Source organism: Acinetobacter uliginosus, from assembly GCF_044130295.1.
Classification (GTDB): Bacteria; Pseudomonadota; Gammaproteobacteria; order Pseudomonadales; family Moraxellaceae; genus Acinetobacter.
In genome coordinates this window covers 1-20,323 of the sequence record NZ_JBIQOC010000033.1, presented here as the reverse complement: position 1 = coordinate 20,323, position 20,323 = coordinate 1, and the positions used below count along the sequence as shown (strand labels likewise).

Annotated in this window: 17 protein-coding genes and 8 tRNA genes; 20 read left to right on the top strand and 5 right to left on the bottom strand. The window is 41.4% G+C overall.

The annotated features are described in order from the left end of the window. Positions 1 to 51 precede the first annotated feature (51 nt). On the bottom strand, positions 52 to 948 hold the full coding sequence (locus tag ACE01T_RS08105) for a DUF1853 family protein (RefSeq protein ID WP_395519088.1): 897 nt from the start codon (positions 946 to 948) through the stop codon (positions 52 to 54). Positions 949 to 1,044: 96 nt separating this feature from the next. Here ACE01T_RS08105 and ACE01T_RS08100 point away from each other — a divergent pair, with 96 nt between their 5' ends. The 11 genes from ACE01T_RS08100 (at position 1,045) to ACE01T_RS08050 (ending at position 3,713) form a co-directional block, all read left to right on the top strand. Then, entirely contained in the window at positions 1,045 to 1,428 is a 384-nt protein-coding gene (locus tag ACE01T_RS08100; protein ID WP_086195978.1) for a YbaN family protein, read from the top strand. A 7-nt stretch (positions 1,429 to 1,435) separates the two neighbouring features. Continuing rightward, positions 1,436 to 1,966 carry a cell wall-recycling L,D-carboxypeptidase ElsL gene (gene elsL / locus ACE01T_RS08095; RefSeq protein WP_086196101.1) on the top strand — a complete coding sequence of 177 codons (531 nt, stop codon included), beginning with the start codon at positions 1,436 to 1,438 and terminating at the stop codon, positions 1,964 to 1,966. A gap of 293 nt (positions 1,967 to 2,259) precedes the next feature. Continuing rightward, positions 2,260 to 2,335: transfer RNA gene (locus ACE01T_RS08090), tRNA-Val, on the top strand. A 27-nt stretch (positions 2,336 to 2,362) separates the two neighbouring features. Continuing rightward, positions 2,363 to 2,439: transfer RNA gene (locus ACE01T_RS08085), tRNA-Asp, on the top strand. Positions 2,440 to 2,486: 47 nt separating this feature from the next. After that, positions 2,487 to 2,563, top strand: a tRNA-Asp gene (locus ACE01T_RS08080). A 21-nt stretch (positions 2,564 to 2,584) separates the two neighbouring features. After that, positions 2,585 to 2,660 (top strand) — tRNA-Glu (locus ACE01T_RS08075). A 27-nt stretch (positions 2,661 to 2,687) separates the two neighbouring features. Next, positions 2,688 to 2,764, top strand: a tRNA-Asp gene (locus ACE01T_RS08070). A gap of 21 nt (positions 2,765 to 2,785) precedes the next feature. Continuing rightward, positions 2,786 to 2,861: transfer RNA gene (locus ACE01T_RS08065), tRNA-Val, on the top strand. Between the two features lie 59 nt (positions 2,862 to 2,920). Beyond that, positions 2,921 to 2,997, top strand: a tRNA-Asp gene (locus ACE01T_RS08060). Between the two features lie 104 nt (positions 2,998 to 3,101). Beyond that, positions 3,102 to 3,177 (top strand) — tRNA-Val (locus ACE01T_RS08055). Positions 3,178 to 3,251: 74 nt separating this feature from the next. After that, positions 3,252 to 3,713 (top strand): DUF2750 domain-containing protein, encoded by a 462-nt coding sequence (locus ACE01T_RS08050; RefSeq protein ID WP_086195977.1) that lies wholly within the window; start codon positions 3,252 to 3,254, stop codon positions 3,711 to 3,713. A gap of 2 nt (positions 3,714 to 3,715) precedes the next feature. On the opposite strand, the gene ACE01T_RS08045 is transcribed toward ACE01T_RS08050, so the two are convergent. The 4 genes from ACE01T_RS08045 to yccS all read right to left on the bottom strand — a co-directional run bounded on the left by ACE01T_RS08045 (position 3,716) and on the right by yccS (position 10,224). Beyond that, positions 3,716 to 4,498 carry a YdcF family protein gene (locus ACE01T_RS08045; protein ID WP_086195976.1) on the bottom strand — a complete coding sequence of 261 codons (783 nt, stop codon included), beginning with the start codon at positions 4,496 to 4,498 and terminating at the stop codon, positions 3,716 to 3,718. A gap of 103 nt (positions 4,499 to 4,601) precedes the next feature. Beyond that, on the bottom strand, positions 4,602 to 7,238 hold the full coding sequence (locus ACE01T_RS08040; protein ID WP_395519087.1) for a PepSY domain-containing protein: 2,637 nt from the start codon (positions 7,236 to 7,238) through the stop codon (positions 4,602 to 4,604). Positions 7,239 to 7,403: 165 nt separating this feature from the next. Beyond that, on the bottom strand, positions 7,404 to 7,964 hold the full coding sequence (locus tag ACE01T_RS08035) for a YcxB family protein (RefSeq protein ID WP_086195974.1): 561 nt from the start codon (positions 7,962 to 7,964) through the stop codon (positions 7,404 to 7,406). 85 nt (positions 7,965 to 8,049) lie between these two features. Next, positions 8,050 to 10,224, bottom strand: a complete 2,175-nt coding sequence (gene yccS / locus ACE01T_RS08030) for a YccS family putative transporter (RefSeq protein ID WP_180176433.1) — start codon at positions 10,222 to 10,224, stop codon at positions 8,050 to 8,052. Between the two features lie 135 nt (positions 10,225 to 10,359). Between yccS and ACE01T_RS08025 the strand changes: the two genes are divergently transcribed. From ACE01T_RS08025 to ACE01T_RS07985, 9 genes are all read left to right on the top strand, one after another. Next, entirely contained in the window at positions 10,360 to 11,577 is a 1,218-nt protein-coding gene (locus ACE01T_RS08025; RefSeq protein ID WP_395519086.1) for a multidrug effflux MFS transporter, read from the top strand. A gap of 657 nt (positions 11,578 to 12,234) precedes the next feature. Further along, positions 12,235 to 13,527 (top strand): DcaP family trimeric outer membrane transporter, encoded by a 1,293-nt coding sequence (locus ACE01T_RS08020; RefSeq protein WP_395519085.1) that lies wholly within the window; start codon positions 12,235 to 12,237, stop codon positions 13,525 to 13,527. 321 nt (positions 13,528 to 13,848) lie between these two features. Then, a complete protein-coding gene (locus tag ACE01T_RS08015; protein ID WP_395519084.1) occupies positions 13,849 to 14,841 on the top strand; it encodes a patatin-like phospholipase family protein in 993 nt (330 codons plus the stop codon). A 315-nt stretch (positions 14,842 to 15,156) separates the two neighbouring features. After that, positions 15,157 to 15,354, top strand: a complete 198-nt coding sequence (locus ACE01T_RS08010; protein WP_300046415.1) for a hypothetical protein — start codon at positions 15,157 to 15,159, stop codon at positions 15,352 to 15,354. A gap of 365 nt (positions 15,355 to 15,719) precedes the next feature. Continuing rightward, positions 15,720 to 16,241 (top strand): acyl-CoA thioesterase, encoded by a 522-nt coding sequence (locus ACE01T_RS08005; protein WP_086174788.1) that lies wholly within the window; start codon positions 15,720 to 15,722, stop codon positions 16,239 to 16,241. Between the two features lie 147 nt (positions 16,242 to 16,388). Next, positions 16,389 to 16,952: a TetR/AcrR family transcriptional regulator gene (locus tag ACE01T_RS08000; protein WP_086195969.1), complete on the top strand. Its 564-nt coding sequence runs from the start codon at positions 16,389 to 16,391 to the stop codon at positions 16,950 to 16,952. A 27-nt stretch (positions 16,953 to 16,979) separates the two neighbouring features. Then, a complete protein-coding gene (locus ACE01T_RS07995; RefSeq protein WP_395519083.1) occupies positions 16,980 to 18,173 on the top strand; it encodes an MFS transporter in 1,194 nt (397 codons plus the stop codon). 15 nt (positions 18,174 to 18,188) lie between these two features. Further along, positions 18,189 to 19,082, top strand: a complete 894-nt coding sequence (locus tag ACE01T_RS07990; RefSeq protein WP_180082369.1) for a LysR substrate-binding domain-containing protein — start codon at positions 18,189 to 18,191, stop codon at positions 19,080 to 19,082. Between the two features lie 144 nt (positions 19,083 to 19,226). Beyond that, a complete protein-coding gene (locus ACE01T_RS07985; protein ID WP_395519097.1) occupies positions 19,227 to 19,841 on the top strand; it encodes a glutathione S-transferase family protein in 615 nt (204 codons plus the stop codon). Positions 19,842 to 20,323 lie beyond the last annotated feature (482 nt).

Here is a 20,323-nt window from a genome sequence, read left to right as displayed (position 1 = left end):
ATACACAGTCTAAACAATAGGGTTTTTTGATGGTAGAAAAGTAAGCATTTGTTATAAAAATAGACAATTCTCATAAAATTGGCGATGTATTGCTTGAGAGAGTAAAGGTGGATTGCGGTACATATAGAAATTATTTTGATCTTTTTGCAGATATAAGTCGTTACTCCACCACTGTGCGGTATCGCTACTGATATGCTGCTCTGGACAGATCCATTCGAGTCGCTGTAAGCGGTAAAATTGAGCATTTTGCGGAGGAATATCGCTTCCCCAACAGCCTAAACGTCGCTGTCGATTGACCCAGTTGGGAAGGCTGTTTGTTGTGCTTCCAATAGGTAGATAAAGTTGCCCTTTGAGTACTGCGAAACGCTGCTCAATGTTGTGTTCCAGTGCATCCTCAAACTGAAACTGCTTTTGGCTAAAGTGATTTAATTTTCGCAATAAAGTATCGCTGCGGTTTAAGCCATACCAGTAGGGCAAAGAACAATCCCGTTCTGCCAGATAATATTTTAAAGCCACTTCCCAGTGTTCAATGGCTTGGGTTTCGGTATTCAATAACAGAAAATCGAGTTCACCCAGAGTTCTGGGTCCTGCAATTTTCTGAATGCTATGACCGATTAACTGATACGGATGATAGTCTTGGTCGAGCAACCAGAACCAGACCAGCATTTCAAAACGCAGACCCAAACGTGTACTTTTCAGCTGCTGTAAAAAGCTTTCTAATTCTTGTGGATGCTGATCTAAATAAAGCAATCTGGAGTGATAATTCTGAAAATGGCTACGCCATACGGCATCATCATGAAATTGAAAAGCATGCTTGAGTACCATTTCGGACGGGATGTGGGATAAAATATTTGGACTGCATACACAAAAGGCCAGTTGCCGAACCAGTAAATTTTTAAATTGCAGCCAGGGTTCTTCAATATGAGAGACTTGATTTAAAGCAAACATAGCAACCCCGGGCGATAAATTAAAAAGTGCAGAATGACAACGGATAATATGCAAAAACACTTTATACTACCGCAATTAGTTGTATAGGGTAGTGCTATGAAAATGTTGTTTTGGCGAAGTTTAGTGATGATTTTTGTCATCCTGGGCTTTATCGGGGCACTTTTACCGGGTATGCCAACAACAGTATTTCTGATTTTAGCTGCCTGGTCGGCTTCGAAAGGCTGGCCGCAAATGGATGCCTGGTTGCTGAATCATCCTAAATATGGGGCGACCTTAAGGGCATGGCGTGAAAATGGCACCGTACCACGCAAGGCAAAATGGTTCGCCACTATCATGATGATGATCAGTGGAATCATCATGTTATTTACCAATGCACCGCTTTTGGTGAAAATCTTCACTGACCTGACCATGCTGACAGTGGCCATCTGGTTATGGCTACGTCCTGAACCTTCAGCAGAACCAATCAAAGATGGTGAGTGATTTTGTTATGGCATATTCTTTAGAACAGGCGGATATATGGATTGACTTAGCTGAGCAAAGTTTGATCTTACCGAAACATGACAAGACTTATGTCATCTCTACAGGCAAAAACGGGATTGGCGAGCAGGAAAATTCCGGCAAGACTCCTCGGGGCTGGCATAAAGTGGCGCTTAAATTTGGTCATAATGCTCCGAAAAATGCGGTGTTTAAAGCACGGCAGCAAACTGGTGAAGTCTATGATGCAGCATTGGCTGCACAATATCCTGAACGTGACTGGATTTTATCGCGTATCCTTTGGTTAAGTGGTCTGGAAGAAAATTTTAATCAGGGTGAGGGCTGTGATACCTTTCAGCGTTATATCTATATTCATGGCACCCCCGATACAGAGCCTATGGGGATTCCGTTGTCACATGGCTGCATCCGGATGCGTAATAAGGATGTGATTGAATTATTCGAACTGATCACTGAGGATGCTTTGGTGTTTATTTCAGAACAGCGTTTGAATTTGAAGGATGGTACACAGGCAATCGCCGATTAATAATGTGATAAAGTATTAAAAGCTTAATACCCAGCTGAATATATAGCAGATAAAAAATGGCGGTATTCGCCAGCAGTTCAAAAAATATTGCAATATTTTGCTTAAAAATGACTCGGTGATTTTTGGGTTTTTACGGAAAATAGTAAATAAGTTATCGAAATTGTTTGTTTTTATAGCAAACAACCTATTTTTTAATCACTCAAACGTAAAAAACCAAAAACAGTCAGAAAAGCGTTTGACAGTCTGTCAGGATTCTCTATAATGCACCTCATCAAACGATGAAGACGTTTAAAGGGCGCTTAGCTCAGTTGGTAGAGCGTCTGCCTTACAAGCAGAATGTCGGCGGTTCGATCCCGTCAGCGCCCACCAAGCTCTTTAGCGTTAAGACACTTTAGTGCAGCGGTAGTTCAGTTGGTTAGAATACCGGCCTGTCACGCCGGGGGTCGCGGGTTCGAGTCCCGTCCGCTGCGCCACTTCAGTTCTTAATATTCGTTTGCCACAATAGTGACATTGTGTAAGTGCAGCGGTAGTTCAGTTGGTTAGAATACCGGCCTGTCACGCCGGGGGTCGCGGGTTCGAGTCCCGTCCGCTGCGCCATTTACATGATAGACCTTTTGAGGGCGCTTAGCTCAGGTGGTAGAGCGTCTGCCTTTCCAGCAGAATGTCGGCGGTTCGATCCCGTCAGCGCCCACCAAGCTCATTAGCGTTAAGACACGTTAGTGCAGCGGTAGTTCAGTTGGTTAGAATACCGGCCTGTCACGCCGGGGGTCGCGGGTTCGAGTCCCGTCCGCTGCGCCATGTACATGATAGACCTTTTGAGGGCGCTTAGCTCAGTTGGTAGAGCGTCTGCCTTACAAGCAGAATGTCGGCGGTTCGATCCCGTCAGCGCCCACCATATCTTTTAAAGATATTTTCTTTTTCAGATATAACTTACTTAGAAATAAGTATCGTGATGCAGCGGTAGTTCAGTTGGTTAGAATACCGGCCTGTCACGCCGGGGGTCGCGGGTTCGAGTCCCGTCCGCTGCGCCATTTTTAAAATGTCTTAAATCCCTGAGTTTAAGATATCAATACCAAGACTACGCACTTCGCTTGTCTTGCGTCATAAAAAATAACGATGTTATTTTTACTCTTCAGGGCGCTTAGCTCAGTTGGTAGAGCGTCTGCCTTACAAGCAGAATGTCGGCGGTTCGATCCCGTCAGCGCCCACCATATATTCTCCTTGATCAAATTCTATTTTTCTCCTAAAATCCTTAGTTAATAATAATTTTAACTATTGAAAAATCATGAGAAATCCATATCAACGCAAGGCTGCGTCTAAGACCCAAAATAATACTTATAATGCCCAAGAAATCTATAAAAAATTTGTTGAAATGATTGTAGGCCAAGGTTACGTCCATGCCCTGTATGATGATGGTTGGGCATTATGTGCAACGCCTACCGGTCAGCGTGCATTTGCTATTTGGCAAAGCAAAGGGCTGGCAAAATTGCTGGTGAAAGACAATTGGGCAAATTATCATGTTGAGAATATTTCACTTAAAGATTTTGTTGAAAAAGTCATTCCTTTTTTACGTCAGGAAAGTACCTGTGTATCGATGGATTTGACACCAGAAGGGCAAAATGTGCTGGTGGCACCAGAAAAATTATTATTGGATATCAAAAATTATCTGTATCAGATTTACCTGCAAAAACCTGAATTGTTTAAAGATGAAAAACTGCCTTTACCCCGTAGCATTCGTTTGAACTGATTTTAGTATTCCTGTAACAGCCAGCCACTGATAAAGGCAAAATATTCGCGTAACCAGGAGTTATAGCGAATATAAAGCGGTGTTGGGGCGCTAAGGGTAAATATCTGCTGATAACCTTGATGTTTAGCAATGGCTTTGGCACGTAAAATATGAAAGTCACTGGTGACAATGACAACTGGCTGCTTTAGGGAAATATGCTGCTGTGCCAGTAAAGGCTGCACATTACGCAGATTTTCTGCAGTGCTGGTACTTTTAGCTTCTAACAGAATACGTGATGGATCAATATGATGCTGTTGTTGCAGATATTCAGACATCACTGTTGCTTCAGCAATTTGTTCTTTAAATCCTAAACCTCCAGTCACGACCAGCACGGTTTCCGGGTAACGTTTGGCATAGGCAGCACCAACATCTAATCGCTGTTTTAAGGTGGGAGAGGGATGACCCTTTTCGATTCCACTGCCCAGTATAATGACTGCAGAGGCGGGCTGAACTGTATTGGACTGCTGAATGCTATATAGCAGATAACTGAAAAATATCACCAATGTGCTGAGCCAGAGAAAAAATCCCGCCCATGCACAGCGCCATAAAGTCTGTCTTAATTGCGTGCGCTGAATAAAGCTTTGAATCCGGTTAAAAAACAGGGCATAGAGCATGAGTCCAATACCGATGATCAACGGAAGAATAATGCCGAGATGAATTTTATCCAGTGACAGTAACCATAAGCCATCGAGAGTCAATATACTGCCGATAATCAAGCTCAGGTGACGTTTGAAGCTGCTGGACATAAAATTACTCTGGGTGAATGTTGTTGCTAGTTTAAACAAATTGGATACTTTAAGTATAAAAAAACCGGGTTCTGAGACCCGGTTTTTTTATTGACTTCAATGATTAGTAGACATCACGACGATAACGTCCATCTTGGCGTAGCTGGTCAACTACAGCTTCACCCAGAATGTCGGTTAAAGCCTGATCGACATCGCTGGCCATACCGTTGATGCTACCGCACACATAAATCACCGCACCATTCTTAACCCAGGCTTTTAGTTCCTGTGCCTGTTCACGCAGTTTATGATGTACATAGACTTTTTCTGCCTGATCTCGTGAGAAAGCCAAATCCAGGCGTTGCAACATGCCAGTGGTTTGCCAGGCTTCAATCGTGCTCTGATAGAAGAAGTCATGTTCACGCTGGCGTTCACCAAAGATCAGCCAGTTTTGCGTATAGTTCTGACGGATACGTGCATGTAGCAAGCTCATTAATCCTGCAAGACCGGTACCGTTACCAATACAAATGATAGGACGGTTGTCATCAATCAGGTGGAAAGATTCATTGTTACGGATATGCAGCGCAATCTTGCTATTTAACGGGGCATGCCGAGTCAGCCAGCCTGAACCCAGACCCAATTGGCCTTGAGCATCGGACTGTTGGCGCACCACTAAACGCAGAACTTGCTGTGAAGGAATACTGGCAATGGAATATTCACGTGAAGGCAGCATCGGAAGTTGCTCCAGTAAATGATCCATATTGGCAAAAGGTTCAACTTCACCGGTCAAATCTTTGTTCCATAAGGCCTGTTCAATATTGATCTTTAACGAATCTACAGAGGTATTCGGCTGAATTTGATGCTGCTGCATAAACCGGGCAATACGTTCAGCACTGTTACCGGGTTGAATCTCGGCGATATCACCGGCTTGCCAGCTCACTTCATGATCCGGCTTTAACTCGATATTAAAGGCTGGGGCACCTACGCTGTTCGGATTGAGCAGATCACGTTGGGTTAAAGTCCAGCAATCGAAGGTTTTTTCGATATTCATGGTTTGCAATTCAAGCTGGGTTACTTTTGCTAAAGTCGTATTCCATGCCTGAATCTGCTCTTGATTGGTATTATCCACTTCAATGATATTAAACAATTGCTGTGCACCATTCTGTTTTAACCAGTTATCAATTGCATGGCCAAAATGGCAGAAAGTGTCGGCATATTCGCGCGAACCCAAGGCCAATACTGCATAGTGCAGATGGCTTAAATCAGCTTTTTTGCGCAATATTTTTTTGGTAAAACCCGATGCTAAATCAGGTGCTTCACCGGTACCATAAGTACTGGCTACAAATAAAACCTGTTCAGTATTTTTTAAATCATCCAGACTTAAATATTGTACAGATTTTACACTTACAGACTGATGAGTCTGTTGCAGGCTGGTTGCTGTACGCCATGCCAGCTGTTCTGCCGTACCGGTTTGTGACGCATAGACAATCAGCCAGGGTTTTGCACGGGCATCAATATTGATCGCGGTTAAGCCATGACGTGCAGCTTGGGTTAGTTTCTTCTGTTTGCTACGTTTCAGATAAAGCATCCAGCCTGTAACAAAGAACAATGGCATACTCAGAGCAGCCAGCATAGCCATGAACTGGTAAACCGGACCAAAGAAGCTACCACGGTGCACCGGCAGCATACTGCTCATGATTTTTTCATTGAGTTTTTTATCTTCGTAAAGTTCCATCTCTTTAATGCTAGATGCTTGATAATCAAATGTGGCTTTGTTGCGTGCGCGTTCATGCTGGGGAATGGCATCGACAAAGCTAATTTCAAGTTCACCATTGGCTTTTTTCGGGATATTCAGGGTAATACTTGAATAATCACGGCCCACTTGAGCATTAAAGCCGTTCCAGCTTTGACTCAAAGCTAGATTGATCTGTTCCGGGCTTAAGCCTTTTTTCTCGCGTTTTTCACCAGGTTGAGGTTCAGCAGCTTTTTCAGGGTTGCCTGTAGCTGTATTAGGTAATGCTTTGCTCGAACCCTCACGGTTGCCGCGTGCTTCACCACCTTTTGGCGCTTCAGCTTCACCCTTGGCTTGCGGTTGTTCAACACCCATCACAGTGTACAAGCCGCTACGCCACCAGCCATAAGACCAGGTTAAACCGGTACAGGCGATAATCAGGAAGAAAATCACCACCCAGGTACCCACCACGGCATGTAAGTCCCAAATGAAATTACGGCCTTTTAGTTGAGGCTTGAGCATGAACCATTGTTTAACAGAATGTTTTTTCGGCCAGCGCAGATATAGACCACTGAGTACAAAAAAGATCAGCATGAGGGTACAGGCCCCGGTGATCTGCTTGCCGACGGGTCCAACGGTTAAATTGCGATGCAACTGCTCGATAAACTTGAAAAATTCTCGTCCTTTAATCTCAGGTAACACTTCGGCTGTGTAAGGATTAATCATCATGGTATAGCCTTTACGTGCACCTTCTTTGACAATATTAATGCTTGAAGATGCTGTCGGATCTTTGGCTATGGTGATGCTATTAATTTTCATTTCCGGATCAGTTTTTTGAAAATGCTGATACAGTTCGGCAGGGGTTAATTTATCTTGTTTTTCAATCTGGACGGTATAGCTAGCCGGATTGAGCCATTTCTGGATAGGCTGTTCATATGAATAAATGGCACCAGTTATCCCCATAATGGAGAGGATTAACCCGGCAGTAATACCAAGAAACCAGTGAATCTGGAAAAAGATTTTTTTTAACATAGCCGAAAAACAGGGTGAGAAACAGAATTAACCTGAATTATAGCTGAACTTTCCCAAAATGATATCGATTTAGTAGGTAATATTTATTCTCATTATCATTTAATTTTATCGGAATTAAAAAACCCCCAGTCTGGAGGTTTTTTAATGTCTAGCTTGCAGTAGCATTTAAATCTGTTTTGCTTCGCCCACAGTTTCATTCAAGTGCTTGCGGATAGTCTTGAAAGAAAAATTCTTTGAATCCATACGCTTTGGCAAGATATAAGCACCTTGTTGACCTTTAACCTTGAAGTTAATCAACATAAAGTCAGGGGTATTGTACCACTCATAAATATCTTTCCAGCCAATGGCACCAACACCTTCCTGTGCACCCATTTGCTGACGCATGATAATGCCGTGCGGCTGTACGCCCAAACGGATACCTTTAATTTCCTGTACCGGAAATTCATTCATCTTGCGTTTTACATACCATTCCAGGCCGAATTTACGGATCAGGAAATATGCAAGCACACAGACCAAAGCCACCCAGCAGAAAATGGTGGAATAGTTTTTCAGCAAGATGATACCGACAATGGAAAGTAGGGCAACAGCTGCCATGATGATCCAGGCTTTGGTGCCGATTTTATTGGTGCTACGCCAGATGGCAAGTTGCGCTTGACGTTGTTCAGCCTCAGAAATTTCATAGTTCACAGGCTGTAAGGTATAAGCGTATAAATTTTTCGCGGTCATAATGAAAATAACAAATTTAGAACTGTAAAAAGTTTAGCATTATTTATACCAATTCAGTGAGTATATTGTTCCAAAATCATCCTATTTATAATGAGGCTAATTCGGTGGCTTTTTCATCACGGTCATGGCTTAGACTTTGCTTTAAACGACTGAGCTGATTCAGAATACTGAGCATCAACGATAATTGCTGCAACACAATCAGAGATTTTTGATCCTCTTCATTATTTTGGTTTAAGCGTTGGCGTATGGTATTCAGCATATTTTGTGCCGTCAGGTCGGGCACTTCATCTTTTAGCAATGCCCCTTGAATGTCGTCCAGCGCTTGATCGAGGAGCTGCAAGACTTCCTGATCTGCAATTTTTTCACGATGTGCGCCCAGTGCAGCAATATAGCTGAGCAGGGTGTGATTCAAGCACAAAAATTCAAAAGCCTGGCTTTTTTGTGTCGGATCAAAATCAGGTTCTGTGGCCAGGGTCGAAATCAGTGAGGCCACATCTGCATCGTTATTATGCGCAGCACGACGTACCACACGATATTTCAAACCGTTATTACGGCCATTTTTGTACTGCTCAATCACTTCGGTCAAATATTCACATTGAGCGTTGAGTGAACGCCGGATATTGCGCGGTAAACGACGAAATTTCCAGTCGGGGAAGATAAAACTCACCCCAAACCAGGCCAAGGCACAGCCAATCAAGGTATCAATCATGCGCGGGAGGGCTGCGGCGAAACCCAATCCATCGAGGTTAAAGTTAATTAATGCCAAAATCGTGATAAAGGCGGTGGCCTGGGCATATTGCTTACTGCGTAATTCAAAGAACAGTACACCACTTAAAATCAGCAGTAATAATTGACCTTCGATCGAAGGAATAAAATACAAAATGGCATAGCCGAGAATAATGCCGACCAAGGTGCCAACAATCCGTAAACGCAGGCGACGTTTGGTGGCGTTAAAATTGGGTTGGCTGACAAAAAGCGCCGTTAATAGAATCCAGTAGCCATATTGAATCTGGGTAATCTGGACAAAAATATAACCAATAAACAAGACAATAGAGACACGAATTGCATGTCTAAACAGCACCGACTCTGGTGTTAAATGCTGTTTGATCCGAATCACAATATCATCCCAGCCTTTGAGATCATCATCTTTTAGCTGGTTTTCAATATGTTTGCTTTTATCTAACTTAATATGCCGCTCTGTTTCTACGTTGCGAAGCTGGGCATCAATCGACTTTAAATTTTGATAAAGAGAAAATAAGGCATTGACCCAAACTTGATCGTATTGCTGCTCGGCACGGAGTTTTTCCAGGGATATTTTTAAGTTGGCAAAGGCATGTTTAAAGCGCTTGTTATGCTGATAGGTTTCACGATTTAAAATACTGTGACCCAAGTCTTTACAGGCCTTACCCTGAATAGAAAGAATGCGTTGAAAGCGAAATAAAATGTCACTATGTTCAAAAACTTTGACCAGTTTTTGATAATCAATATGCGCTGAATCTGCACGTTCATGGATATCCTGAGCCACAAAATAATATTGCAGGCTGCGACGGGTATCTTTTTGTCCACGGTCACCTTTTAATCGGGTTAACAGGGCAGTTTTCATTTCATTGAAAATACCGACCAGTTTGCCATTTTCCAAAGACAGCTCAATCATGCTTTGCTGATAACTTTCTGGCGTCATGTCAACATCAAACAGGTTCGATTTGGCAAACAGAAAGTCTCCCAGTGATGAATAGCACTGGGACAGTTTGTCCTGAACCTGCCGAACCGGAAATAGCAGAAAACTGATGGTAGAAAGCAGGCCATACCACATCGCACCGGCAACCAACAGTCCAGCCTGCATATACCATTGATCAAACAGTCCAACCCCCAGCATTGAATAGACTGAAATGACTAGACAGCCATAGGAAATGGTCGCATAACGCCGTCCTAATGAGCCGAGCAGAATCCAGCCAATGCAGGACACAATCAGCCCTATGGCAAATAAAACGGGATGAGGAAATAAAAAATAAATCGAGGCGGCGGTAATAAAGAAACCGATGTAAGTATAAATCAGGTTCATGATCCGCACTGAAAAGCGGTCATCGATATCGCTTAAACCGGCAGCCACTACCCCTAAGGTCAAGGGAATGGTAAAAAGCTGTTGTCCCATAAAATAGGGCACAAAGGCAGTACCTGCAAATGCAATAATCATGCGCAGGTTATACATGAAGGTGGTATTGTAAGTCGCTTGTTTAAGACGCGTCAGCCAAGATTTCAAGTTATGTCCTAATCACTAAAGGATGTATGCATCAGGGAATGAAATTATGTGAAATTTCATTTTCAATCCTTAAAATAATACTATGTACAGTGTAAGCTTGTCTTTAAAGCCCCCATTTAAAAATTGAATATCGTTATGTCTGTACAGCAATCTACACGGCAGTATTCCACAGCATGGATCATGCTGCTGGCTTTATTGACCTCACTTGGCCCACTTTCTATTGATATGTACCTGCCAGCCTTGCCGCAAATGGCACAGGATTTTGGCGTCAGTACGCAAATGGTGGCCAATACTTTACCGGCTTATTTTTTGGGACTGGCTTTAGGGCAGCTGATCTATGGACCTTTGAGTGACCGGATTGGGCGCAAAACACCATTGTATTTTGGATTAACCCTGTATGTTGTTGCAAGCTTGCTGTGTATTTTTGCCAGCAATGAATGGAGCTTAATTGCTGCAAGGATTTTACAGGCTGTCGGAGGCTGCGTAGGGGTTGTGATTGCCCGGGCTGCCATTCGTGACCGTCTGGATATGCAGGCTTCTGCACAGGCCTTTGCCAGCATGATGATTGTGATGGGGATTGCGCCGATTGTTGCGCCGAGTGTCGGGGCAATGGTATTGACGTTCTTTAGCTGGCATGCAGTCTTTGTCTTTTTAACCTTGATCGGACTGATCTGTTTATTCTGCGTGCACTTTTTCTTTAAAGAAAGTTTGCCACCTGAACGCCGTTTAAAGCTGAATGTTGCTCAGATTATCCAGCTGTACGGTAGTATTTTTAAAGACCCGAGTTTTACATGGCCAATGCTGGCTGGTTGTTTTTCTGGCGGCATTTTATTTTGTTATATCAGTTCATCTGCTGCTGTGCTGATGGATCATTATGGATTAGCGCAACAGCAATTTGCTTATGCTTTTGGGCTGAATGCCTTTGGTATCATGCTGTTATCTGCGCTCAATAAAAGACTTGGCCAGCAATTTTCGGTCCTGAGTCGCCTGAAAATAGGCGGCATCATCCAGTTGCTTGGGGTCTGCATTTTATTCAGTGCAGGTTTAATCGGTCATAGTCCCTTATGGCTGGTATTGATTGGCATGTTCTGGGCAGTGGCAGGAATTGGTTTTACTGGTCCCAATGCGATGGCTTTGGCCATGTCGGAACAGGGTGCGCAAGCGGGGACAGCCAGTGCGATTATGGGAAGTATGCAGTTTGCCTGTGGTTTGCTCGGTGGCGTGATTTTAAATTTTCTGATGTGGGATTCACTGCTCAATATGGGAATTCTGATGTTGATCTTCGTGGCTGTGACTTTGCTTGCAATTCTGCAGTTCAGCAGACAATTGCAGGATAAAAGTTTAAATATTTAAATATCTGCATAGCAAAACAGACCTTTAAACTTATTCGTGCTAAAGGTCTGTTTGAGTTAAAGCTATTTATTTATTTATTTATCCATAAACGCGGCAATATCCATTTTTCCGGATAACTAGGCAAAGGTTTTCTTAAGGGTGCCCAGCTTGCCACGGTTAAAATGTTTTAATGATTTATGGATCACCTGTCTGATACAAAAAGCTCGTACCGCATGGCGGGCAGTTATGGCATCGTTTACATGCTGAAATGAGCTGTAAATTTATAAAAATGTCTTTTGAAATGAGTTTTTTAGCGCTGGGTAGTTATATACATTAGTCGAATGTCTGGTTGTTCGGCTTTAGGATGAATTTTTCTAAGTCTAAGAATATCCACATTATTTTTTTATTAGATCTGAAAATGAGATGATTTTTCAATCACTGTTCGGGAAAACTGATTTTAATAAAGTCTGAAAATTGCTAGATTTAGCACGATATGTGGATGTCACATATTTGTAATATTATAATATTTTAAGTTTTTTACTGTACTCAGAAGCTGAAAATGCAATGGTTTTTTAAGCTTATTAATTTTTGAAGGGTATTTTTTCATAGATTTATTGGGTTTTTAAAAAATCACTGAATGCATGGAATGCGAAATTTAACAAATCGGAGATTTTAAGAATGAGTCAATTACGTAACGGTAAATTTATTGCTAAAGGTTTAGCATTGGCAGTTACAGCAGTCATGGTTAGTACAGCACATGCCGGCACAGCTGAACAAAAACAAATTCAACAATTACGTCAAGAAGTTGAAGCATTAAAATCTTTAATTCAACAACAACAGCAAGTGCAGCAACAGCAACAAACTCAAATTGAGCAAGTCAAGGCACAGCCTGTTCAACTTGCAGCAGCACCTGCAGCGAAGTCTGAATCAGCATTAACTGGCTTTAAAACTAAAGCGGGCGCCAGTGTAAACCTATACGGTTTTGTTCGTGGTGATGCTAACTATATTATTGAAGGTGCAGATGACGACTTTAACGCAGTACACAAATCTGGTGGAGCAACTGCATTAGTTAATGACAAGCTTCGTGCTACCGGAAAAATGACCCGTTTAGGCTTAGATTTTAATACGCCAGTGGGTGATGCAAAAGTTGGTGGTAAAGTTGAAGTTGATTTTGCAGGAACCAATGAAGCATTGCGTATTCGTCATGCTTACTTAACCTATAATGACTGGTTATTCGGTCAAACCACTTCAAACTTCCTGTCGAATCATGCGCCAGAAATGATTGACCTTGCAACGAACGTGGGTGGAGGTACACTGCGTGTTCCTCAAGTACGCTATGGTCTTAAACTGGCTCCTGCTACCCAATTATTCTTGTCTGCAGAAGAAGCAGATAGTTCGGCTACAGGGGATACTATTAAATATCGTTTACCTAATTTAACTGCGAAATTAGTGCAAGGTTTTGCGGAGGGTAAAGGTTCCGTATCTGCACGTGCTTTGGTTGAAAATTATAAATCAACAGCAGCTGATGATAATAAAACTGGCTGGGGTGTAGCGGCAGGGGTTAATTATCAAGTTGCTGATCCTTTAAAAGTGTCTGCTGATGTTTCGCATGTAGTGGGTAACAGCAACTATTTATATGGCAGCAATTCAGCTTATGTTGTAGATCCGGCAAATAACAGTATTGAGCAGAATGAGTTTAATGCAGTTCAAGTCGGCGCAACTTATAAGATTTTACCTAACTTGCGTTCAACATTGGCTTATGGTGCATCGTTTGCTGACGATGGTACTGACTATGCCCGCCTCAATAAAACAGCGAATGAAAAAGTGCAACAAGCTTGGATGAACATTATCTATTCACCAGCTGCACCAATTGATTTAGGTGTGGAATATATCAATGGTAAGCGTGAAACATTTGCTGGTCAGTCATTCAAAGATAACCGTGTAGGTTTGATGGCTAAATATAATTTCTAATTCAAAACTGGAAATTTAAAAAAGAGGCGACTGGTTCGCCTCTTTTTTTATTTGAAAAATTATTTTTCATCTCCAGTTAATACCTCAGTGATCTCATTCGTATGAGAATCATCAGCGCCAGTCGTATGGGCAAAAGCCTGCTATAAAAAAGGTCAAAAGATGAGATAATATCAAGAGGAAGGCGGCAAATATATGAGCCCTGATCTTTTAAAAACTGAGAGCTTTTAAGGATAACTTTACGAAAGAATACAGTGTTACACATAGATCGTTCTTAAAATATACGCCTTTTTGCGAACAGCTTTATTTATCTTTAGGTGGTTCATGAGCAATATCAAATTTAGTTTTATTGTTTTGGCAGTATTGGGGTTGGGAGGCTGTCAAACGGTTGCCCAACCTAAGCTTACTGTTGGTTCGACAGGACTATCAGAGCCACCTGCTGCAGATGCTCAAGTTCGGGCAGAGCGTATTAATTTTAAAAAACTCAAACAGCAGGAAAACCGTCCTATTGTTGCCTTGGTACTGGGCAGTGGTGGTGCTCGTGGCTATGCTCATATCGGGGTCATTCAGGTACTGGAGCAGCAAGGAATACACCCGGATTTGATTGTAGGCACCAGTGCGGGCAGTATTGTGGGTTCAATTTATGCCAGTGGTAAAACAGCAGAAGAGCTGCGTGATATTGCTTTAAGCATGAAAGCCAATGATGTGCGTGATGTAAAGTTGGACATGAAAGGTTTTTTTGATGGCCAAAAAGTTGAAAATTATGTCAATCAACAAGTCAACAATATGCCCTTAGAAGCATTAAAAATCCCGATGTATGTGGTCGCAACGGAATTAAAACAAGGCAAAAAAGTCGTCTTTAACTATGGTAATACCGGACAGGCGGTACGCGCTTCCGTGTCTATTCCAAGCATGTTTATTCCGACCAAAATTGGTGCGGATGAATATGTGGATGGCGGTCTGGTGAGCCCGGTACCTGTAGGCGTGGCACGCGATTTGGGGGCGGATATTGTGATTGCTGTGGATATTCTGGCGCAACCCATGCATACCGAAACCAGTAATGTTTGGGGAATGTTCAATCAAAATATTAATATCATGCAGAGCCGTTTAGCTGAAGAAGAGTTAAAGCATGCAGATATTGTGATTCAGCCAGATTTAAGGGAAAAAGGGCATATATTTGATGTAAAAGGTCGTGCAATGACCATGCAAGCCGGAATAGATGCAACAGAAAGTCAGTTAAATGAAATTACCACTTTATTGAAACAGAAGCATTATCCATTTGGTCATACCATTCAGCAATTAAGCGCACAGGATTAAGTCCTTCAATTAATTGCAATGATGAAACCGAATCCCTAAGAGTCTCAGATTCATTATTGCAATGCTGTTAGGTTTTAGTCTGTCGTCATTTGGGTTTTGAGGGATAATCAATCAAGATGAATGGAATTCAACTGTAAAGATAAACTAATCAATTGATATTATTCAATAAAATCAACTAAGTGATGAAAGCTTTTGTATTATATAATTTTTATATAATATGTGTTTGTTCAATGATTTAAGTTTACCAGTAAATAAAAATTCTCTACACTGGAGTTTATTAAAGTCATAAAAGCATATTTCTGTAAGGATGGTTAAATGCATAACAGTAGTATGAACATAGAAAAATTTGCCATAGGTCAAAAAGTTAAAATGGCGAGTATGGAAAATCTGGTATTTACCGTGATTTCAGAAAATACTGATGGTACCTATAGTGTTGAGACCCAGCTCGACCAGCAAAATGTATTGAGCTATGGCAATATTTCCAAAGAAATGCTGCGCAATATAACACCTTGATATTAGTTTAAGCTGAGATTTGACTGGTCTGATATGACACGTTAGACACTAGCTCTGTGCTCAAATAGATTTAAATTTTGTTTGATTCCTGGGTATTCAAGTAATAATCACACGATATGTTTTAAAATATATAGCCATCTTTTTGTAATTTAATTTTTAGAACAAATATTCTATTAAAATCATGCTATAAGAAAAATGTTTATATCTCAGTGAGTTGGTAAAATTGATATATATTTTTTTGAATGATACCAAAATCACTATAAATAATAATGATGGGTTTATTGGCAATTTCGACATTTTATTTCATAGAAAAACGATATAATCATTCCTTATACTATTGTCTGTAAAAGAGTCTAGAGAACGCGATGTCCCCATTAGATCAAATTGCTCCAGCATTAGATGACCAGTCTGAATTAACCATGACAGTTTTAATGACTCCTGATATGGCGAACTTTTCAGGAAATGTTCATGGCGGAACAATTTTAAAATTACTGGATCAGGTCGCATACGCATGTGCTAGCCGTTATTCAGGCAGTTATGTGGTGACTTTGTCGGTGGATAAAGTAAATTTCAAAGAACCAATTCATGTGGGTGAACTCGTTACTTTTCTTGCCAGTGTCAACCATGTCGGCCGTACCTCAATGGAAATCGGGATTCGCGTAGAAGCGCAGAACATTCAAAAACGTACCGTACGTCATACCAATAGTTGTTACTTCACTATGGTAGCTGTAGATGAAAATGGTCAACCGAAACAGATTCCGCCATTGAAGCTGGACAATGACTGGAAACGTTGCCGTTTTGAGGCTGCTGAACATCGTAAAGTGGCGCGCTTGCAAGAAAGCCATCATCCTTCATGCAGTATTTATAAAAAAACCTCGCAATGCTAATGCTGTATTAAAACAGGCTAAACGCTGATGTTAAAAAGACTGCTTTAAAGCGGTCTTTTTTGATTTTAACGGGAAGATTGGAGCTGTACAGCAGGCAAAAATTAGCCTAATATAAAACGATACGTTTCGTTTCGTTTTTGGTGGTGAATGACTGAACTAGAAAAAACTTCGCGTCGCAAGCAATGTATTTTGCAGGCAGTGACTGCTGCATTGGAAGATGAGGATTACAGTCATTTAACTGTTGAAGATATTGCTGCACGGGCAGGGGTAGGAAAGTCGACCATTTATCGCTGGTGGAAGCATAAATCTGATCTGGTCTTTGATGCCTTTAAAGAGCACACCGCTTCGGTCTTTGATCTGGATTTTGAGCAGAGCCTGGAAGTTAATCTGAACCAGCAGTTGTTAAAATTGTCCCTTGCGCTAAATCATCCGTTAGGGCGAGCTTTATTGGTGGTGATGGCCGAGCATCGTGAAGCAGCCGGTGAGTTTTTCAGGCTGTATTTATTACCGCGTCGTGAGCAAACACGCAAGTTGATTCAACTTGCCATAGAGCGTAACGAAATTATTGCCGATTATCCATTTGAACTGATGCTGGATACGCTGTATGGGCCGATTCATTATCAGATTATTTTCTTTAATTGCATGCCAGATGAAACTTACATACACAATCTTGTACGTTTGGTGATGCAACCTGTTCTGGTTCAAAAGTAGCACCGGGCTACCGCTAAGTTGGTCATTATGTCTACAACAAACACTGAGCGTCTATGGAATAGCTCGTTTATATTATGCCTATGCAATAACCTGTTTTTATTTACCTATTATTATGCATTATTAACGGTCTTGCCGATTTATATCATGAAGGATCTAGGCGGGACGGTGAAGGAAGCAGGTTTGGCACTGACCCTATTTCTGGTTTCTTCAATTGCAGTTCGTCCATTTTCCGGACTGATTGTGGAAAAATTAGGCAAAAAAATTGCCTTTCGCGGCTCGGAATTGCTGTTTGTACTGTTTGCTTTTAGCTATTTATTTGCCGACAGTATGTGGGCCTTATTGTTGATCCGATTTCTTCATGGTATCTGGTTTAGCATATTAACTACGGTCACCGTGCCCATAGCAAATGATTTTATTCCAGATCGGCGTAAGGGCGAGGGCATGGGCTATTTTGTCATGTCGACCAATCTTGCTGTGGTATTTGGGCCTTTAATTGCCTTGACCGTGCTGCAGTTTACTGATTTTAAGATGCTATTTGCACTATTAACCGCTGTGATCAGTCTGGGTTTTATTTTTTGTTTAATCATTCCGGTACAACAGCAGGACAAGGTTGCCTTCACGGCTGAGACTCAAGAAAAAAACCGTCTGGGTTGGCATGACATTATTGAAACACGTGCTATACCGATTGGCTTTGTTGCCTTGCTGACTGCATTTGCCTATTCCAGCATTATGAGTTTCATTACCGCTTATAGCGAATCTAAAGCTCTGCTCGCGTATACCAGCCTATTTTTTATTGTCTTCGCCATTTCCATGATTGTAGTGCGGCCATGGGTAGGCAAAATTTATGACCGTAAAGGTGCCAGTGCAGTCATTTATCCTTCCTTTATTTTCTTTGCCATAGGCCTGGTCGTGGTCAGTCTGATCTCCAATCAATGGCTGCTCTGGTTATCTGCTATATTTATTGGCATTGGTTATGGCTCACTGTTTCCATGTTTTCAAACCATTGCTATTCAGTCTGTGCCAAAACAGCGTATGGGGCATGCCATTTCCACATTCTTTACCCTGTTTGATTTGGGCATGGCAATCGGCTCAGTCATTTTGGGATTGATGATTGCCTATTATGGTTATCAACTGAGTTATTTATTCTGTGCTGTAATTACTGTGCTGACTTTATTTGTTTATAAATACACAGTTTCGGCATCACTGAAGCAACCTAAATAAAGAGAGGTCCGGCACGTGGAATTACGTCATTTACGCTATTTTGTTGCAGTTGCACAAGAACTGAATTTTACCAAGGCGGCACAGCGCATGTGTACGGTACAACCATCTTTGAGCCAGCAGATTAAAGATCTGGAACATGAGGTGGGTGTTCAGTTATTGATTCGATCCAACCGTAAAGTTGAGTTGACTGAAGCGGGAAAAGTATTTCTGAAAGAAGCGCTGCTGAGTTTGGAGCATGCAGAAAAGGCGATTGATGCTGCGCGGAAAATTGCCAACCTGAGCAAAGACCAGTTGAATATTGGCTTTGTCCCTGTGGCAGAAATGAAAATTTTTCCCTATATCATGCCGAATATACGGGCTCATTTTCCCGACATCAAAATCAACTTTCATAGCCTGACCGATGCCAACCAGCTGAAGGCCTTAAAAAAAGGTGATATTGACATTGCCTTTACCCGCTATGTCGATGAATCGGATGAGCTGGAGCATGTACAGATTTTTAGTGAGCCGTTGGCTTTAATCGTGCCGAAGGATTCACCGATTGCCGAGCAGCGTCATATTAGTATCAAGAGTTTTAATCATCAGGATTTTGTCATTAGTGACGAAGATGCTTCACCGCAGTTGTACAAGATTATTACCGATTTCTTTAAGCAGGCTAAACTGGATGTCAACGTCGTACAGCACTCGACCAATATTCTGTTAAATGTCAATTTAGTCGGCATGGGCGTAGGCTGGAGCCTGGTACCGGCTTATGTGATCCCACTATTGGGCGATAAAATTATCGTGAAAAATACTATTGAGCCTTTACCGATGATTAACCTGTATGCCAGTTATCGTAAAGGGCAAAAAAATGAGCTGATTGAACTGATTTTAAAAATCTTGAAAGAACAGTTTTATATGGGTTTTTTTTAAAATAACTGTTTGATATTGCACGATGCTTTTAAAGCGATAAAAAGCATCGTTAACGAGTGAATGTATCGCATAATCATCAGCAACAAATAATCAAAGCGCTTTATACTTAAAAACTAAAATAACAACAGAGGTCGAATTAAAATGATGAAGCTGTATAACAATGCTCAGTCGCGTGGCATGACCGTGATGCTTTTATTAAAAGAGCTGGGTATAGAAGACCAGATTGAAGAGATAAACGTGCCCTATGAAAATATGCATCAGGCTGAATATTTAACTATTAATCCCATGGGAAAAGTCCCCTGTCTGGTCGATCAGGGCGTAGTGATTTCTGAAGTTGCGGCCATATTTACTTATCTGGCAGATAAATATATGGAAAAAGGTTTGGCGCCTGCCCTGGATGACCCCAAGCGTGGTGCCTATCTGAAATGGATGTTTTTTGCGCATGGTCCTTTGACTGAGTTTATGGATTTAAAAGGGCTAGGCGTATCGGACGAGCAAATTGAGCAAAGAAAACGAAGCCTGACCTTTGGTCATGAAGAGAGCTTATTGGCATTGCTAAAAAAGGGTATGCAAGAAGCAAATCCGTACTTGCTGGGTGATAAAATTTCAGCAGCAGATTTATTTCTGGGGTACTGGGTGATTTTTGCCATCTCTCTCAAAATATTGCCTTATCTGGATGAGTTCAAGCCGTTTATTCAGCTGCTGGCCCAGCGTGATTCAATGAAAGGTGTACCATGGTTGCAGAAAATAAATACTTAAATAATAGATATCTTTCATAAATCAAAAATATTCACTATTAGATTTTTTTAAATCAGCACAGCCTCATTTGATTGATTTAATTTTTTTACCTTCTCGTAGGCAATCTCTCTACTTTTGAAAGGTCAAAATGAGGATCTCAAAATATATTGTGAGTCCGCAGGAAAAACCTTTTATTTAACATATACGACCTCCTTAGCCAGTTTTAAGCACTGCTTTAAAATGCAGCGCAAGGGATGGGAAACGTGTGGCATCCATGCCACACTCATGAATCTGATATTGACTAAAATTTATTTTCAATTTTGGTTTTACGAACAATTTTTAGTTTCTAAAATGATGTATGGAAGAAGTCTAATAATTGACCTTAAATTTAAAGATTTTAGGACTTACGCATTGACAGATTCAAAAAAGTATTAAAATGCTTTATAAAGTATCTGTGATCAGACGAATTAAACATGCTTCTACAGCAACTTGTACATTACCCA